The sequence below is a fragment of the Pseudomonas sp. MAFF 730105 genome (genome assembly GCF_055380705.1).
In genome coordinates this window covers 6,118,146-6,135,556 of sequence record NZ_AP018438.1, presented here as the reverse complement: position 1 = coordinate 6,135,556, position 17,411 = coordinate 6,118,146, and the positions used below count along the sequence as shown (strand labels likewise).

Genomic DNA, 17,411 nt, shown 5'->3' with positions numbered 1-17,411 from the left:
CGTCTTCTAAAGCTGACTACGCGGTTCGGCGGCGGTTCAGGAGTCGAGCGGTTCTGTGTGCTCTGGCGCCCCTGCTTTGCCCAGTTGGAAATCCATGTATTCGTAAGCGATCCGGTGTGCCTGGGCGGTGTCGAATGCGTCTCCCGACAGCGCCCCGCGCAGCCACAAACCGTCAATCAGCGCGGCCAGACCCCGTGCCGCACTGCGTGCCTCATCAAGGGGCAGGGCGCGACGGAACTGGCAACACAGGTTGGAATACAGACGGTGATCGTTGATCCGCTGCAACCTGTGTAATGACGGGTGATGCATGCTGGTGGCCCAGAAGGCCAGCCAGGTTTTCATTGCCGGGCCATTGACCTGGCTGGCGTCGAAGTTGGCCGCGATGATCACTTTCAGGTGTGCCCGCGGGCTCTTGTCCTCAAGTGCCAGCCGGCGCGCGGTGACGTTCTCGCTCAGCACCGTCATCAGATACTGAGCCGTAGCCGCGATCAGGCCATTCTTGTCCTGGAAATAGTGACTGATGATGCCGTTGGACACCCCGGCCAAACGGGCGATCAGCGCAATGCTGGCGTCCCCCATACCGACCTGATCGACGGCCTGCAACGTGGCTTCGATCAATTGCTGGCGGCGAATGGGTTGCATACCGACCTTGGGCATTGGGTGCATTTCCTCGGATCATTCGGCGGACAGAAATTGTCCGGCGGAGCGAGAAACAGTCTATTTTGTTTTGATTGAACGTTCAATCAATAAAAAATCGGGCGTACGTCTAGGCTCAAAGGTCGCTTTCCAGGAATGCAAAACCCTGTGGGAGCGAGACCTGTGGGAGCCGAGCTTGCTCGCGATGAACGATGACGCGGTTTGCAGTTGAACCGTGTCGATTCCATCGCGAGCAGGCTCGGCTCCTACAGGCTCGTTCCCACAGGGTTGAGGTTTAACCCAGGTTCTTGCCGAGCAGCGCGTGGTACAGCTCGCTGTCGCCGAGGATCCCGACCACTTTCTGGTTATCGTGGAGCACCAGTTTGTTGCCGGTCTGGTAGCGGATCTGCAACGCGTCGCGCATGCCGATGTTGGAATCCACCAGCGTCGGGCGACGGCCCAGGCCTTCGACAGGTTGCCCCTGGACCCAGTTCTGCAGGTCCAGTGCCGCGCCGTTCTGGCGTGCACCCTTGATGGTGTTGCCTTCGGCCAGGTCGAGCCAGGAATCGCCACCCGGATCCAGGCACACCGAACCGTTGATGCGCTTGCAGTTGTCCAGCGTGCGCATCAGGCTGCGGCCGCAGAGGACGTTGAGCGGGTTGGTATGGGCGACGAAGGTGCGCACATAGTCGTCCGCCGGGTTCAACACGATTTCTTCCGGCTTGCTGTACTGGATGATCCGGCCGTCTTTCATGATCGCGATCCGGCTGCCCAGTTTCAGGGCTTCGTCGAGGTCATGGCTGACGAACACGATGGTCTTGCTCAACTTGCGTTGCAGCTCCAGCAGTTCGTCCTGCAGGCCTTGGCGGATCAGCGGGTCGAGGGCCGAGAACGGTTCGTCCATCAACAGGATGTCGGCGTCCATCGCCAGGGCGCGGGCCAGACCGACCCGTTGCTGCATGCCGCCTGACAGTTCGTCGGGCTTCTTGTTGCGCCACTGGGCCAGGCCCACCAGCTCAAGTTTCTCATCCACCAGCTTGCGCCGTTCCTTTTCCGGACGGCCCTGCATTTCCAGGCCGAAGCTGATGTTCTCGCGCACCGTCAGCCAAGGCATCAGAGCGAACTTCTGGAACACCATGGCGATACGTTTGGTGCGCATCATCTTCAGTTCAGCGGGGCTGCAGGAGGCAATGTCGATCTGCCGGCCTTCATGCTCGACGAACAACTTGCCACGGCTCACGGTGTTCAGGCCGTTGATGCAGCGCAGCAGGCTGGATTTGCCGGAGCCGGACAGGCCCATCAGGACGCAGATTTCGCCTTTCTCGATATCCAGGCTGGCTTTTTCCACGCCGACGATTTGCCCGGTCTTCTTCAGGATCTCGTTGCGGGTCATGCCTTGGTCGAGCAGTTTGAGGGCTTCGCGTGGATCCTTGGCGAAGATCACGTCGACCTGGTCGAAGCGGATTATGCTCATGCGTCACCCCCTGCTTTTGCGTCGGGTTGTTTGCAGATACGGTCGAGCATGATCGCCAGCAGTACGATCGCCAGGCCGGCTTCGAAGCCCAGGGCGATATCGGCGGTGTTCAGTGCGTTGACCACGGGTTTGCCCAGGCCGTCGGCGCCTACCAGTGCGGCGATCACCACCATCGACAACGACAGCATGATGCACTGTGTGACACCGGCCGCGATGCTTGGCATCGCATGGGGCAGTTCGATACGCGACAGGAGCTGGCGACGGGAGCAGCCAAAGGCCTTGCCGGCGTCCATCAGTTCTTCCGGAACGTCGCAGATGCCCAGGTAAGTCAGACGGATAGGCGCGGCAATCGCGAACACCACCGTGGAGATCAGGCCCGGGACCACACCCAGACCGAAGAGGGTCAGGGTAGGAATGAGGTAGACGAAGGTCGGTACGGTCTGCATCAGATCGAGTACCGGACGCATCATGGTGTAGAACATCGGCTTGTGCGCGGCAACAATGCCCAGCGGCACGCCGATTACGACGCAGACCAGGGTGGCGAACATCACCTGGGCCAGGGTTTCCATGGTTTCCTGCCAGTAACCGAGGTTGAGGATCAGCAGGAAGGAGGCAATGACGAATACGGTGAGGCCCCATTTACGCTGGATGAAATGCGCCAGCAGGGCAATGATGCCAATCAAGGCCAACGGGTTGAACCAGGTCAGCGCAAATGTCACGCCGTGAATCATCGTTTCCAGGAACAGTGCGATGGCGTCAAAGGTGCTGGCGCCATGTTGCGTCAACCATTCGACGAAGCCCGCAATGTACTGGCCCAAGGGTATTTTCTGATCAATCAGCATGGTAGTGAACGTCCGCATGCAAGGGATAAACAGCCCGGGCGGGTGAACCCGCCCGGCATAACTATTACTGTGCGAGCTTGGCTTTCACGGCTTCCAGGCCAGGTTTACCGTCAATGGTGGTCACGCCAGCGAGCCAGGTATCGAGTACCTGTGGGTTTTTCTGCAGCCACGCCTTGGCGGCAGCTTCAGGCTTCATCTTGTCGTCCAAGACGTTGCCCATCAGTTTGCTTTCCATGTCGACCGTGAACTCGAGGTTCTTCAACAGCTGGCCAACGTTGCTGCATTCCTGGGTGTAACCCTTGCGGGTGTTCGTCGCCACGGTAGCGGCGCCGAAGTCCGGACCGAAGAACTCGTCGCCACCGGTCAGGTATTCAATACTGAAACGGGTGTTCATCGGATGCGGTGCCCAGCCGAGGAACACTACGTCGGTACCGCGCTTGGAAGCACGGTCGACCTGGGACAGCATGCCCGCTTCGCTCGACTCGACAACCTTGAAGCCGGCGTCCTTCAGGCCGAAGGCATTCTTGTCGATCATGCTTTGGATCAGGCGATTGCCGTCGTTGCCCGGCTCGATGCCGTAGATCTTGCCGTCGAGTTCCTTCTTGAACTTGGCAATGTCGGAGAAGTCGTGCAGGCCTTTGTCGTAGAGGGCCTTCGGCACGGCCAGTGTGTACTTGGCGCCTTTGAGGTTGGTGCGCACGGTTTCCACGGTGCCGGCGTCGCGGTAGGCCTTGATGTCGTTTTCCATGGTCGGCATCCAGTTGCCGAGGAACACGTCCATGTTCTTACCGTCGGCCAGGGACTTGTAGGTCACCGGTACGGAAATCATGGTGGTCTTGGTCTTGTAGCCGAGGGCGTCAAGAATCACGCTGGTGGTGGCGGTGGTCACGGTGATGTCGGTCCAGCCGACGTCGGAGAAGTTAACAGTGCTGCATTGTGCGGGTTCAGCAGCGTTGGCCAGCATGGGAAGACTCAGCATGGCGGCCAACAACAACGACTTGGAACCTTTCATGAGTGGACTCCTGGTGTTTTATCGGCGGGTCCGGTCGGACAACCGCGCTTTGTATTGGGTGTTGCGGTTGGGGCGCGTGAACACTGTCTCGACACGCGGCCTTGAAAACGAGCCGTAACCGATCATGTACCAGCGCAAATCTGTCGCCTACAGGGTGAGTCGTATCCAGTACAGGGAGGGTCGCATCCAGTGTCGGTGACGTCGTTTACAGATTTTTTCCGCCTCTGACAGGTCACTGACACGCAAAAAAACGGCGTGGAACCCCGCCATGAGGCCGGCGGCGTTGGTGGGCATAATTGCGTCGGTGTCAGACGTCGACCCCAGAGGCAAAAACCGGATGATGCGGCCATCCCGGCGTTGAGCGTAGCAGCTCCGTCACCGGGCGCTCCTGCGCCCGGATATGCCCGTTCTGGAGGTTCTAGGCAATGGCAATCAGTGTGTTCGACCTGTTCAAAATCGGTATTGGCCCGTCCAGCTCTCACACGGTCGGCCCGATGCGCGCCGCGGCGCTGTTTGTCGAGGCGTTGCGGGCAAAGGCGCTGCTGAACGACGTGCGACGGGTCGAGGTGCAGCTCTATGGTTCGCTGTCGGCCACCGGCATCGGTCACGGTAGCGATACCGCCGTCATCATGGGCCTGATGGGCGAGTGGCCAGATGCGATCGATCCGTCGCAGATTGCGCCGCGCATCGCATTGTTGCGCGAAACCGAGACCCTGCAACTGGACGGTCGCTTGCCAGTGCCTTTCGTATGGGCCCGGGACATGCGCCTGATCGACGAAAACCTGCCGTTCCATCCCAATGCCATGACGCTGGTGGCCGAAGGCGCCAGCGGTGAGCTGTTTCGCGACACCTATTATTCAGTCGGCGGCGGCTTTGTCGTCGATGAGGCCCAGGCTTCCAGCGGCGTGGCGGACCTGGACACCACCCGGCTGCCTTACGATTTCTCCAGCGCCGAAGAGCTGCTCACGCTGTGTCGCACCCATAACCTGCGTGTGGCCGAACTGATGATGGCCAACGAAAAGGCCTGGCGCTCGGAAGAAGAAATCCGCAGCGGGCTGATGAAGCTTTGGCGGGCGATGCAGGAATGTGTCGAGCATGGCCTCAAGCATGAAGGCATCCTGCCCGGCGGCCTGAACGTGCGCCGGCGTGCAGCCAAGTTGCACCGCAGCCTGCAAGAGTTGAACAAGCCGAATGTCATCGGTTCGACCCTGAGCGCAATGGAGTGGGTCAACCTCTTCGCCTTGGCGGTCAACGAGGAAAACGCCGCCGGTGGACGCATGGTGACGGCGCCGACCAATGGCGCGGCGGGGATCATTCCGGCGGTGCTGCACTATTTCATGAAGTTCAGCGAGGCCGTTACCGACGCCAACGTGGTGGATTATTTCCTCGGTGCGGCGGCGGTGGGCATCCTGTGCAAGAAGAACGCTTCGATTTCCGGTGCCGAAGTCGGTTGCCAGGGCGAAGTGGGCTCGGCCTGTGCCATGGCGGCGGCAGGTCTGGCGGAGATCCTCGGTGCCACGCCGGAGCAACTGTGCAACGCGGCGGAAATCGGCTTGGAACACAACCTTGGCCTGACCTGCGACCCGGTGGGCGGTCTGGTCCAGGTGCCTTGCATCGAGCGCAACGCGATCGCCGCGGTAAAAGCGATCAATGCGGCGCAAATGGCACTGCGCGGCGACGGCCAGCATTTCATCTCCCTGGACCGGGTGATCCGCACCATGCGCGATACCGGTGCCGACATGCACGACAAGTACAAAGAGACGTCGCGCGGTGGGTTGGCGGTCAGCGCGGTGGAATGCTGATAGAAGCCTTGTGGCGAGGGGATTTTATCCCCGCTGGGTCGCGAAGCGGCCCTTCAGGTACTTTTGATACACCGAGTTGTCTGTATTCAGGGCTGCTTCGCAGCCCGGCGGGGATAAAATCCCCTCGCCACAAGCGCTCTGAAACTGCTCAATAAATGAACATTACGCCATAGTCCCGCCACTTTTTAGCGCGTCGCAATCAGATAAGACCCGTTCGTCGGGTTAGCCGTTGCGCAGCTATCAACCGTTCGTCCACCGCGCTTGGGGTGACACTGTTCCGAAAGTGGCGCAGCCCAGTTCCCACAAGTGCTACCGAAGTGCTCACTGCCCGCAGTGGTAGGCGCCAGCCGCCCTTGAAGACACCGATAATCCACACGCGTTATGCGCCTTATATAGACGGCTCGGCATGTCGTTTTCAGGATTTATTGAATGCCTATTCAAATTTAGGCACGGCAATTGCTCTACCAATACAAAGCCCGTCTCCTGTGTAGAGACCGAGGGCATCACCAATAAAAAGAGCCTCCGCCTGAGGCCATCACCGCTTTGTGTGAGGAGATACCGCGATGACGTCGACCCACTCCGGGGCCCAACCCCAGAACCGTGCGCCTCAGTCCATCGGCTTTCTGCTGCTGGACAATTTCACGCTGATTTCCCTGGCGTCCGCTGTGGAACCCCTGCGCATGGCCAACCAGCTATCCGGGCGCGAGCTGTATCGCTGGACCACCCTCACCGTGGATGGCGGGCAGGTCTGGGCCAGTGACGGTCTGCAGATCACCCCGGACGCCTCCATGCACAAGGCGCCGGCCCTGGATACCGTCATCGTCTGTGGCGGCATCGGCATCCAGCGCACCGTTACCCGTGAACACGTGTCTTGGCTGCAAGGCCAGGCCCGTCAGTCCCGTCGCCTTGGCGCGGTCTGCACCGGCAGTTGGGCATTGGCCTGCGCCGGTCTGCTCGATGGGTTCGACTGCAGCGTGCACTGGGAATGCCTGGCGGCGATGCAGGAAGCGTTCCCGCGAGTGTCGATGAGTACCCGCCTGTTCACCCTCGACCGTAACCGTTTCACCAGCTCCGGTGGCACCGCTCCGCTGGACATGATGCTGCACCTGATCAGCCGCGATCATGGTCGCGAGTTGTCGGCGGCCATCTCGGAAATGTTTGTCTATGAGCGCATCCGCAACGAGCAGGATCACCAGCGTGTGCCGCTCAAGCACATGCTTGGCACCAACCAGCCGAAGTTGCAGGAAATCGTCGCGCTGATGGAGGCCAACCTCGAAGAACCGATCGACCTGGACGAACTGGCGGTGTACGTCGCCGTGTCCCGGCGTCAGCTCGAGCGGTTGTTCCAGAAATACCTGCACTGCTCGCCGTCGCGCTATTACCTCAAACTGCGATTGATCCGTGCACGGCAACTGCTCAAGCAGACGCCGATGTCGATCATCGAAGTGGCATCGGTGTGCGGCTTCGTCTCCACGCCGCACTTCTCCAAGTGCTACCGCGAATACTTCGGCATTCCACCGCGGGACGAGCGCGTCGGTTCCAACACCACGCAACAGGTGGCGATGATGCCGTTGCCGCAGGCCCTGGTGCTGTCGCCGTTGTCCGGTCCGCTGTCGGCGTTGAGCCAGGCGCGTAACGAGTCGACGTTTGCCAGCGTAAGGCTCTAAACCGAGGCGCTTTCGTCGCGAGCAAGCTTTGCTCCCACAGGCTTATCGACATGCCTGGACTACCCCCAAGAAGTTGGACACAAATCCAATCCTTAGGGGCAGTCCAGGCCTGTGGGAGCAAAGCTTGCTCGCGATAGATTTTTCAGGCGCTGTGGTTCTGCTGGTATTGCGCCAGTGCCGGCAACAGTTGCTTATCGATCGCCTGGCGCACGGCCGGCAGGATGGTAGCGCTGCTGGTGTACATTTCCTTGACCATCCGGCGCAGTTCATTGGCACGAGCCTTGTCCAGGCCGCGCACCGCACACTCGCAGGCCTGCTCGGCGGTAGAGCCGCTGGGTATCTGGAGGCCGAGAGCCTTGAGCTGGCCCAGCAGGTCTTCCTGGTCGATCAAATCGGCGTGCATCATGACGCTTTTCCTTGTTCATGGATGGGGGCGTGACTCGATTCTGGTAGCCACCCGAAGCTGCGGCAAGGGCAAATCGTCGCGATGACCTATATGGCTATGAGCGTGTCGTTTTCGGCTAACTGACGCTGACCGGGACTGGGCACACTGGCCTCAAGCTGAATCACGATGGTTTGGTCACCCTCGCGCTGACAGCTCCTCCAGTAACGCCTCCTGCCCCGATCATGTCACGGCTTGATCGGGGATTTTTTTGCCTGCGTGTCCGTGCCGACGCCTTCGCGAGCAGGCCCGATCCCACAGGGGAGCGGGGGCTTCTGTGGGAGCGAGCCTGCTCGCGATGGCTACGACGCGGTCTAGCGCTGCAATACCAGAATCCGCGACAGCAACTCATCCCGGTCCACATAGCAGCCCTGGAAATGCCGCGCCCCGGTGGTCGGGTCGAAGGCGTTGCGAGCGTGGAGGGTGCGGCGGTTGTCGAAGCACCACAACTGGCCGGGCTCCAGCCGCTGTGTCAGGCGAAACGAAGGTTCGCGGGTCAAGGCGATGAAGCGTCGGTAGGCGCGGTAGAGGTCGGGCATCTGCTCGACTGAGGTGTCGAACGGCCCACGCAGGAAGTTCGCCATGCGGATTTCGGAAACCTGCCCCAGCGCGTCCAGCGCGATGATGGGCGCCAGGCAGCGGTAATCGCTGTGGCGATCCTTGTTGCGAAACTCCACCGGGATCGTGCACAGCGCCGCAAAAGCCTCCGGGTCTTCCTGGCGCAGGGCTTCGGCAATGGCGAAACCATCGACGAAAATACTCTCGCCGCCATCCGCGTCGTTGACCAGGCAATGCAGGAACTGCAACCCCGGTTGCAACTCCCGGGTCGGCAAGTCGCTGTGCAGTGGCAGGTTGAAGGCGGTGTAGGCGTTACTGTCGGCGTTGGCCTTGGATTGCACATTGAACAGCACGCCGAAGTTGCTCTCGCGGATGAATGAGATGCGCTGGGCAATCTGTTTCAGCGAGCCGGGTTCGGTGGGCACGCCGCGCACCTGGGTCAGACCGATGTCTCGTACCGCGAGCAGCCATTGCAGCAGCGCGCTGTCATCCTCCATCAGCGCCGGATAATCGAACACCGGCAGTTGCAGATCGTGTTTCCAAAGTTGGCGCTTGGCCTTGCCCGCCAGGCGCTCGGCCCTGGATTCATCGTCGTAGGCGTGGGCGCGCAGCCAGCCCGGGTCGAAACGGCTTTGGTGGCCGTCTTGCCAATCCACCCACAGGCTGCCTTCGTCGTCGAGGCGGATTGCGCCAGGCGCCAGGTCTTCGGGCACATCGACGATTTCCAGCACCTGTTCCCGGGTAACGGTATAGACGCAGTGGGAGCACGGACAGTTATCCCGCAGCCATTGATGATGAAACGGGCTGATCCGGCCATCGGCCCAGGTGACCTGTATCCGGTCGGCGAAGGGACTTGCCGCGGTCAACGCGCAAACCCGGGGATAGCGACGGAAGTCGGCCACAGCGGCGGCGGTGTTCATGGCGATCTCCTTTTCTAGGCTTGGCGGGCAGGCGGCAGGGCGATGACCCGACCGATGCAAGCCGACGGCGGCAGCTCGGACTGTTCGCTGATCAAGGCCTTGAGTTTGCCCAGGGTAGGTTCCGTGAAAGGCGCCGAACGCGGGCCCGCCAAATCGACGTGCAGCAGCATCTGTTCGTTGCCCGCCAGCTCCTTGTCGCCGCCAACCAGGTGCAGGCTGTGGTAGAGATGCAAGCGTTTGGCGTCGTGACCGATGATCTGCGTATGCACCTCGACGTTGGCGTCGACCTTCACTTCGTGCAGGTAATTGAGGTGCAGTTCGAGGGTGAACAACGAGTGGCCGCTGGCGTCGCGGTTCTGGCTGTCCATGTCGAGCATGTCCATCAGTGCGTCGGTGGCGTAGCTGAAAATCAGCAGGTAGTAGGCGTCGCGCAGGTGACCGTTGTAATCGACCCATTCGGGGCGGATGTGGGTTTGGTAGGTGGTGAGGGTGGGCATGGTTCAGGTTCCGACAATTATGTTGGCTGGGCGGACGCTATCGCGAGCAGGCTCGCTCCCACAGGGTTCTACTGAGTGAAATCAACCATGTTCACACCGCCAGATACCTGTGGGAGCGAGCCTGCTCGCGATGAGGCCAGAGGGACAGGCCCGGAAATCAAGGTTTACTCAGTGAAGGACATGCCATGCCTGGCCTTGGTGGTCCTTACCGCTTCCAGCACCGCCAGCAGGCAATCGTCACGATAGCGCTCCAGCGCCGAAATGCTGTGGCTGCCCAACTGATCGCTGGTGCCTTCCACCACGTCGTCGATCAGTTTCTCGGTCAGTTCCGGCGCCGGCAGGTAGGTCCACGGCAATTGCAGCGCCGGGCCGAACTGGGCCATGAAATGGCGCATCCCGGCATCGCCGCCAGCCAAGGTGTACGTCAGGAACGTACCCATGAACGACCAGCGCAGGCCGGCACCAAAACGAATGGCATCATCGATTTCCCCGGTGGTCGCCACGCCGTCGTTGACCAGGTGCAGGGCTTCGCGCCAGAGCGCTTCAAGCAGGCGATCGGCGATGAAGCCGGGGACTTCCTTGCGCACGTGCAGGGGGCGCATGCCGAGCGATTCATAGACCTGCATGGCGGCCTGGATGGCTTCGGGCGCGGTGTTCTTGCCACCGACCACTTCCACCAGCGGCAGCAGGTACACCGGGTTGAACGGGTGACCGACTACGCAGCGTTCCGGATGGGTGGAACCTTCGTAGAACTCGCTCGGCAGCAGTCCCGACGTGCTGGAGCCGATCAGCGCATTGGGCTTGGCGGCAGCGCTGATCTGGCTGTGCAGTTGGAGTTTGAGTTCCAGGCGCTCGGGGGCGCTCTCCTGGATGAAGTCGGCATCGCGCACGCATTCTTCGATGGTCGCGACAAAGCGCAGTCGGTCCTGGGAAGCGCCAGGCGCCAGGCCTTGTTGCTCCAGTGCGCCCCAGGCACTGGCGACGCGTTTGCGCAGCGCTGCCTCGGCACCCGGTGCCGGGTCCCAGGCCACGACGTCCAGGCCATGGGCCAGGGCCCGGCTGATCCAGCCGCTGCCGATGACGCCACTGCCCAGGGCGGCGAAGGTCTTGATGTCGGTGATAAAGCTCATGGTGGTTTCCTGAAGAGTGCGATGAACTGAATGTGGGAGCGAGCCTGCTCGCGATGGCGGAGTGTCAGTCGGCACATCGATAGGCTGTTGTACCGCTATCGCGAGCGGGCTCGCTCCCACAGGGATATGCAAAGGCTCGGGTCAGCTGCGCTTGGTCAGGCCCATTTTCTTGCGGCCTTCAGCGGGCGTGAGCACGCGGGCACCGAGGCGGCTGAGGATTTCGCCGGCTCGTTCCACCAGTTGGCCGTTGGTGGCGAGCACGCCTTTGTCCAGCCACAGGTTGTCTTCCAGTCCGACCCGTACGTTGCCGCCCAGCAGCACCGCCTGGGCGGCCATTGGCATCTGCATGCGCCCGATGCCGAAGCCGGCCCACACCGCGTCCGCCGGCAGGTTGTCGACCATGGCTTTCATGGTGGTGGTGTCGGCCGGAGCGCCCCATGGGATGCCCAGGCAGAGTTGGAACAGGGGGTTGTCCAGCAGACCTTCCTTGATCATTTGCTTGGCGAACCACAGGTGGCCGGTGTCGAAGATTTCCAGTTCGGCCTTGACCCCCAGCTCGGTGATGCGCCGAGCCCCGGCCCGCAGTTGCGCCGGAGTGGAGACGTAGATGGTGTCGCCGTCGCCGAAATTCAGGGTGCCGCAATCCAGGGTGCAGATTTCCGGCAGCAATTCTTCGACATGGGCCAGGCGGGTCAGCGGTCCCACCAGATCGGTGTTGGGACCGAACTCCATGGGCCGCTCGCCGCTGCCAATCTCCAGGTCGCCACCCATGCCGGCGGTGAGGTTGACGATGATGTCCACGTCAGCCTCGCGGATGCGTTCCATCACTTCGCGATACAGCGCCACGTCGCGGCTGAACTTGCCGGTCTGAGGGTCGCGGACGTGGCAATGGACCACTGTAGCCCCGGCCTTGGCGGCTTCTACAGCGGCCTCGGCGATCTGTTTCGGCGTGACCGGTACGTGAGGGCTCTTGGCGGTCGTGTCGCCAGCACCGGTGAGTGCGCAGGTGATGATGACGTCGTGGTTCATGGTGCGGTTTCCTTCAGGCGTAGTGAGTCACTGCGCAGCCAGTTGAGTGCCGCGCAGAGGAATAACGTTCGATCAGTTACTGGTCAGTTTCAGGTTGTCGGCGGCCGGCTTGCCGTCGAAGGTGGTCACGCCTTCGAGCCAGCGCTGCTTGTCCTGCGGATGGTCCTTGAGCCATTGCCGGGCCGATTCGAGCGGGTCCTTGTGATCCAGCAGCGGCTGCATCATCCGGCTCTCGTCTTCGGCGCTGAAGGTCAGGTTGCTCAGCAACCGGCTGACGTTCGGGCATTGTTCGGCGTAGTTCGGCGCCGTGACGGTCCAAACGGTGGCCATGCCTTCATTCGGGCCGAGGGCGTCGTCGCTGCCGGTGAGGTAGGTCATCTGTACGTTGACGTTCATCGGGTGCGGTGCCCAGCCGAAGAACACCACGGCTTCCTTGCGCCGCACGGCACGGTCCACGGCGGCGAGCATGCCGGCCTCGCTGGACTCCACCAGTTGGAATTTGCCCAGGCCGAACTGGTTCTTGGCGATCATTGCCTTGATCTGGGTATTGGCGCCGGAGCCGGGTTCGATGCCATAGATCTTGCCGCCCAGTTCCTTTTCGAACTTGGCGATGTCGGCGAAGGTCTTCAGGCCCTTGTCGGCCAGGTAAGTCGGCACGGCCAGGGTGGCGCGGGCATCTTTCAGGCTAGGTTGCTCCAGCACCTTCACCTGCTTGGCCTCGACGAACGGTGTGATGGTCTGGGTCATCAGCGGGTTCCAATAGCCCAGGAACATGTCCAGTCGTTGATCGCGGATGCCAGCGAAGATGATCTGTTGGGAAGCGCTGGTCTGTTTGGTCTGGTAGCCGAGGCCGTCGAGCATCACCTGGGTCAAGGCGCTGGTGGCGATGACGTCGGTCCAGTTGACCACGCCCAGGCGCACGTTCTGGCACGCGGCCGGTTCGGCTGCCAGGGTGGTGGAGCTCATGCCCAGAAAGGTGGTACCGCTGAGTGCAAGAACGCAGTAGCTGATCAGTCGTTTCATGTCGGGTTCCTCGGCAGCTTATTGTTATGGGTTCCGGTGTCTGCGCGCCGGTGATGCCAAGTTACGCAGCCGGCCCTTTCGCAAAACGCACTGCGGCGACTCGCACTTGCACTGCAGCGACCTCTTGAATGGCCCCTGCAAGTGGCGTATCAAGACTCCCACGCTACCCGTCGACCGAGTGCGCCATGTCCCAGGATTTCTATTTTTTGCTGATGCCGGGTTTTTCGGCCATCGGCTTCATTTCGGCCATCGAACCGTTGCGGGTCGCCAATCGCTTTCGTGGCGAACTGTACCGCTGGCATGTGCTGAGTGCCGATGGCGGCGCGGTCCTGGCCAGCAATGGCATGTCGGTCAACGCCGACGCTGCGCTGGAGCCGTTGAAAAAAGGCGCGACCCTGTGGGTGGTGGCGGGGTTCGAACCGCTGAAGTTCGCCACACCGGCATTGGAGCGCTGGTTGCACCGACTGGACAAGGAAGGCGTGACCCTGGGCGGCATCGATACAGGCAGTGTGGTCCTGGCCGATGCGGGATTGCTGGAGGGGCACCGCGTGACCCTGCACTGGGAGGCCATCGAGGCGTTCAAGGAGTCCTATCCACAGCTCAGCGTGACCCAGGAGCTCTTCGAAATCGACCGCCGCCGCATCACCTGCGCCGGGGGCACTGCCTCCATCGATCTCATGCTGGACCTGATCGGCCAGGCCCACGGCGCGGACCTGGCGATTCAGGTCAGCGAACAATTCGTGCTCGGTCGCATCCGGCCGCGCAAGGATCACCAGCGCATGGAAATCGCCAGCCGCTACGGCATCCGCAACAAGAAGCTGGTGCATGTCATCGGTGAGATGGAAACCCACAGCGAGCCGCCCCTGAGTACCCTTGAACTGGCCGATTCCATCGGGGTTACCCGTCGCCAGCTCGAACGGCTGTTCCGCCTGCACCTGAACGACACCCCCAGCAATTTCTACCTGCGCCTGCGCCTGGAAAAGGCCCGGCAACTGCTGCGCCAGACCGACATGAGCGTACTGGAAGTGAGCATCGCCTGCGGGTTCGAGTCACCGTCGTACTTCACCCGCAGTTATCGGGCGAGGTTCGAACGCTGCCCTCGGGAGGATCGGCGCAAGGTGGTCTGAGGGCCGAACACAGGCCCTGTGGGAGCGAGCCTGCTCGCGATGACGGTGGCAAATCCAACATGGATACCTACTGATCCACCGCCTTCGCGAGCAGGCTCGCTCCCACAGGAAATCTGCTTATTGCTTCATCAACGCCGCACACGCCGTCTTGTAAGCCTCATGCTGATATTTGTTCAGCGTCGCTGGCAGGGCGAAGTCGTGTTTTTTGTGTTGCGCGTTGATCGTCTGCGGTGACAGCAGCGTCACGTCGCAACCTTCCAGCAACTGCAAGACCCCTTCAATCTTGAAGGTTGTCGGGCCGCCAGCGAACTCGCCTTTCTTGCTGCGTTTCTTGATCGCAATGCGCTCGATCGCGTTCTCGGCGACGAACGCCCGTACCCGGGCCGCGAAAGCCTTGACGTTGGCGGCTTCGTCATCATCGTCCAGGGCGATTTTCCGGGTGTTCAGCGCGACGTGGCTCAATGCCTGTTGATCCAGCGAAGCGACGGCGATGATCGCTTCGCTGCCTTTGATTTCGATGCCGCAGATAATCATTCGAGCCTTCGGAGTGGGGAGGTATGAGGTCCAAGTCTATCCATATCGGAGCCGGGGGACGTGGTGATTTTTATCGCCTCAGTCCAGGGACTTGCGCAAATCCAGCATGATTTTGTCGAAGTAGTCGACTCGGATAACGCCGAAGCGGGGGTACTCGAAGTCCAGAATCACATACAACACGCAGACCATGACCACCGCGTAGCCCAGGCTGTGCAGCCAGAGACGCTGCGCCGTGCCGGCCATGCCGTAGCCGATCAGTACGGCACTGACCAGGGTCATGGTCACCAGCATCAGGTAGATGATCAGTGGTGGGTGGGTTTCGTGGGCCACGGCGCGGGTAGTGGTGATGTCGATCATTTCGTTCTGCGCCTGCAGCACGCTGACGCCCAGGGTCGGCGTGGGCATCTGCTGCAGGGCGGCGACGGTGCGTTTCCAGATGGTTTGCTGCAACTCGTTGGCCCGGTCATGGGCGGCTTCGTCGATCTCATCCTCGCGCAAGTCGCGGTAGTAGTCGATTCGGGCGTCGACATAATCCCTGAATGCCTGGCGCACCGCCGGTTGCTCGGCGGCCGGCAGCAGGTCCAGGCGCAGCCATGCGGTGCCCATCGCGTTGGTTTCGGCGACGATCAGCGTTCGCTGCTGATCCAGGCGCGAGGCGGCACCGGAGAAGGTAAAGGCAATCAGCAGCGCCAGCAGGCCGAACACTGCGCCTTCAATCGCTCCAACGCCCTGGCGGGCACCCTCCGGGTCCAGGGCAAGATGGCGGTTGCCGATCCGGCGACCGGCCTCGATGCCCAGCACGATGGCGATGAAAATGGCCACGCCGTAGAAGGGCAGGACGGTAAGCGCGTGCATACGAAAATCCCTTGAATGTCGTGCCCGACTCGTCTGTACGGCCAGACCGGACGATGACCGGTGAGTCCCTCAAAGGGTGAAGTTATCCCGTCCCTGGATGGAGAAACTGCCCTGGATAACGCTTCCGGCGGGTCCGAAAGTGAAACTACCGAGGTAGGTTTCTTCCTCGTGATTGAAAATCACCGAGACCGAGCCGTTGTCGGCGTCGTTGGTCAGGAAGCGTGTCTGGCCATTCTCCGCCCACATTGTCCAGTAAGTGACGTGCACTTTCCGCTCCCCGATCACCAGGGTCTCATTGGTCACTTCTGGGCTGAACACCATTTCGATTCCGCGAATGACCCGTTCGGCGGCCGTGTCCGGCACCTGGACGGCGGAAAGCGTCAGGCGTAGCTGTCGGTCCGTCGTGTAATAGTCGTAGGCAAAATTGATCATGTTGGATTGGAAGGGGCACCATCCTCCAACTGGGCGACAACATTACCGGATGATGGGGTTTGCCGGGTCTGGGGCAAAGTATGTTGAGTCAGCATGATCAGCTCCTGGCGATTAGGCCGAAGTAACGTGAATTCCTGTCACGTGCTGATCCTAGGCTTCTCTTTTTGGCCCGCCTACTGTCAGAGTTGACAGTTGGCGGCTAGTGGACTGTGTGGCTGGTTCGGGGACTCGAACACTAGAGTCCAAGTTGATCGGCATGGATACCAAAGGCCGTGGCGATTTTTTCGCGAGTGGCCCGGCGGGGTTTGGCAACGGACTCCTGCTGGGCAAAGGCCGGTTGCGAAATGCCCAGGCGCTTGGCGACGTCGTCCTGGGTCAGGTTCAGATGTTCGCGCCAGGCGCGGATGGGGGTTGCGCCGTCAACGATGCGGCTGACCACCTCATGGGGGATTAGCTCTGGCTCCAGCTTTTGTGCAACGTATTGTGAATACGGAATCACCACAAATGCCGGATTTCCCTCGGCATCGTTGATGATCTGAATATCAGTAGGTACGTTCATCGCGTTTCTTGACCTCTTGAATGCTGACGACCTTGATCGCCCCGTCCCAATCGAACATGACTCGATAGCTCCCAACTCGAAGGCGGTAAGCGTAGCCATGGCCGACAAGCGCTTTGACATTCACCACATCAGGCATTTCAACGAGAGCCGAGATGGCGTCCGGACCTGAGTCTGATGGAGAGAATGCAATTTCAGAAGCTGCTTAACGGCTTTTCGGGTCCAGTAGATAGTGTTCATGAAAGAATATAAGTCTTTTATAAGATTTGCGAATCCTGACTTATATTTTTTCCGAAGCCAATGCATGAACGGTGTCTGGATATTGCCCCGTCATCACTCCTGCCCAATCGACTCCAAAAACTCCGACCGATCATCGCTCACCTGGGCCATGCAGTCGTTTTCGGCGATTTTGTACGCTTCGCTGCCCGGTTTGGCCGGGAAGGCGGCGATGGCGCAGTCGGCGTCGCGCTGTTTTTGCCACAGTTGCTGGGCGGCCTTGATCTTGCCGGTGATGTCGTTGAGCTGGGCCTTGTCGCTGCCGTAGCGGGTCTGCAGGCGTTCGTTGAGGCTTTGCAGGTTTTCGCTCAACAGCTGTTCGGCGGCCGTCTTGCCATAGGCCGAGCAGGCCAGGGTCTGGACGTCGTTTTCGACGGCGTCGCAGGGGTTCTGTTCGGTGTCTTCGGTCGCATGGGCGACGGTGCTGATCAGTGCCAAAGCCAGGAGGATTGATTTCATTGCGGTGCCGCTCGAGTCCAGTGAAAACCAGTGATGCAGCGGATTCTGGCGCAAGCGCCGGGCAAAGAACAGACGGGGAGGGTGGGCCTGTCGCAGCCCTTTGTCGCGGATTGACGCTTTCGGCAATTCCCCTGTCGTTT

General features: G+C 60.9%; 18 protein-coding genes and 1 pseudogene. 3 read left to right on the top strand and 16 right to left on the bottom strand.

The genetic code is table 11. The features are described 5' to 3' along the window. Positions 1-36: 36 nt before the first annotated feature. The 4 genes from betI to PCOSP_RS27020 form a co-directional block, all read right to left on the bottom strand. Complete coding sequence (betI, locus tag PCOSP_RS27035; protein ID WP_139640756.1) at positions 37-657, bottom strand: transcriptional regulator BetI; 621 nt, start codon at positions 655-657, stop codon at positions 37-39. A 274-nt stretch (positions 658-931) separates the two neighbouring features. Next, positions 932-2,110 (bottom strand): choline ABC transporter ATP-binding protein, encoded by a 1,179-nt coding sequence (gene choV / locus PCOSP_RS27030; RefSeq protein ID WP_041021077.1) that lies wholly within the window; start codon positions 2,108-2,110, stop codon positions 932-934. Beyond that, entirely contained in the window at positions 2,107-2,952 is an 846-nt protein-coding gene (choW, locus tag PCOSP_RS27025; RefSeq protein WP_139640754.1) for a choline ABC transporter permease subunit, read from the bottom strand. Before choW ends, choV begins: the two co-directional genes overlap by 4 nt. Positions 2,953-3,016: 64 nt before the next feature. Continuing rightward, a complete protein-coding gene (locus PCOSP_RS27020; protein WP_041021079.1) occupies positions 3,017-3,964 on the bottom strand; it encodes a choline ABC transporter substrate-binding protein in 948 nt (315 codons plus the stop codon). A 425-nt stretch (positions 3,965-4,389) separates the two neighbouring features. Between PCOSP_RS27020 and PCOSP_RS27015 the strand changes: the two genes are divergently transcribed. Together PCOSP_RS27015 and gbdR are read left to right on the top strand one after the other, a co-directional pair. Continuing rightward, a complete protein-coding gene (locus tag PCOSP_RS27015; RefSeq protein ID WP_024776553.1) occupies positions 4,390-5,766 on the top strand; it encodes an L-serine ammonia-lyase in 1,377 nt (458 codons plus the stop codon). Between the two features lie 563 nt (positions 5,767-6,329). Beyond that, positions 6,330-7,433, top strand: coding sequence for a choline metabolism transcriptional regulator GbdR (gene gbdR, locus PCOSP_RS27010; protein WP_024776554.1), 1,104 nt, complete (start codon positions 6,330-6,332; stop codon positions 7,431-7,433). Positions 7,434-7,575: 142 nt separating this feature from the next. Here gbdR and PCOSP_RS27005 read toward each other — a convergent pair whose 3' ends face one another. The 6 genes from PCOSP_RS27005 to PCOSP_RS26980 all read right to left on the bottom strand — a co-directional run bounded on the left by PCOSP_RS27005 (position 7,576) and on the right by PCOSP_RS26980 (position 13,032). Then, positions 7,576-7,839, bottom strand: coding sequence for a hypothetical protein (locus tag PCOSP_RS27005; protein WP_024776555.1), 264 nt, complete (start codon positions 7,837-7,839; stop codon positions 7,576-7,578). A 350-nt stretch (positions 7,840-8,189) separates the two neighbouring features. Further along, positions 8,190-9,353 (bottom strand): gamma-butyrobetaine dioxygenase, encoded by a 1,164-nt coding sequence (locus PCOSP_RS27000; protein WP_464709873.1) that lies wholly within the window; start codon positions 9,351-9,353, stop codon positions 8,190-8,192. Between the two features lie 14 nt (positions 9,354-9,367). Then, the gene (locus PCOSP_RS26995) at positions 9,368-9,850 is read right to left on the bottom strand and encodes a thioesterase family protein (protein ID WP_139640751.1); all 483 of its coding nucleotides are present in this window, start codon (positions 9,848-9,850) and stop codon (positions 9,368-9,370) included. Between the two features lie 164 nt (positions 9,851-10,014). Beyond that, positions 10,015-10,980 carry an L-carnitine dehydrogenase gene (locus tag PCOSP_RS26990; protein WP_464709872.1) on the bottom strand — a complete coding sequence of 322 codons (966 nt, stop codon included), beginning with the start codon at positions 10,978-10,980 and terminating at the stop codon, positions 10,015-10,017. Between the two features lie 141 nt (positions 10,981-11,121). Next, positions 11,122-12,009: a 3-dehydrocarnitine:acetyl-CoA trimethylamine transferase CdhC gene (gene cdhC / locus PCOSP_RS26985; RefSeq protein ID WP_139640747.1), complete on the bottom strand. Its 888-nt coding sequence runs from the start codon at positions 12,007-12,009 to the stop codon at positions 11,122-11,124. Between the two features lie 72 nt (positions 12,010-12,081). Next, complete coding sequence (locus tag PCOSP_RS26980) at positions 12,082-13,032, bottom strand: choline ABC transporter substrate-binding protein (RefSeq protein WP_041021085.1); 951 nt, start codon at positions 13,030-13,032, stop codon at positions 12,082-12,084. A 185-nt stretch (positions 13,033-13,217) separates the two neighbouring features. Between PCOSP_RS26980 and PCOSP_RS26975 the strand changes: the two genes are divergently transcribed. Beyond that, entirely contained in the window at positions 13,218-14,159 is a 942-nt protein-coding gene (locus tag PCOSP_RS26975; RefSeq protein WP_139640742.1) for a GlxA family transcriptional regulator, read from the top strand. 117 nt (positions 14,160-14,276) lie between these two features. Here PCOSP_RS26975 and PCOSP_RS26970 read toward each other — a convergent pair whose 3' ends face one another. From PCOSP_RS26970 to PCOSP_RS26945, 6 genes and pseudogenes are all read right to left on the bottom strand, one after another. Then, on the bottom strand, positions 14,277-14,693 hold the full coding sequence (locus tag PCOSP_RS26970; RefSeq protein WP_139640740.1) for a DUF3010 family protein: 417 nt from the start codon (positions 14,691-14,693) through the stop codon (positions 14,277-14,279). A gap of 78 nt (positions 14,694-14,771) precedes the next feature. Then, positions 14,772-15,548 (bottom strand): bestrophin-like domain, encoded by a 777-nt coding sequence (locus tag PCOSP_RS26965; protein WP_464709870.1) that lies wholly within the window; start codon positions 15,546-15,548, stop codon positions 14,772-14,774. A gap of 69 nt (positions 15,549-15,617) precedes the next feature. Further along, positions 15,618-15,980, bottom strand: coding sequence for a hypothetical protein (locus tag PCOSP_RS26960; protein WP_464709869.1), 363 nt, complete (start codon positions 15,978-15,980; stop codon positions 15,618-15,620). A 235-nt stretch (positions 15,981-16,215) separates the two neighbouring features. Next, positions 16,216-16,539, bottom strand: coding sequence for a helix-turn-helix domain-containing protein (locus PCOSP_RS26955; protein ID WP_464709868.1), 324 nt, complete (start codon positions 16,537-16,539; stop codon positions 16,216-16,218). Continuing rightward, a pseudogene (locus PCOSP_RS26950) lies at positions 16,523-16,776 on the bottom strand (type II toxin-antitoxin system RelE family toxin). Before PCOSP_RS26950 ends, PCOSP_RS26955 begins: the two are co-directional and overlap by 17 nt. Before the next feature lie 93 nt (positions 16,777-16,869). Further along, the gene (locus PCOSP_RS26945) at positions 16,870-17,271 is read right to left on the bottom strand and encodes a lysozyme inhibitor LprI family protein (protein ID WP_175362371.1); all 402 of its coding nucleotides are present in this window, start codon (positions 17,269-17,271) and stop codon (positions 16,870-16,872) included. Between the last annotated feature and the right edge of the window lie 140 nt (positions 17,272-17,411).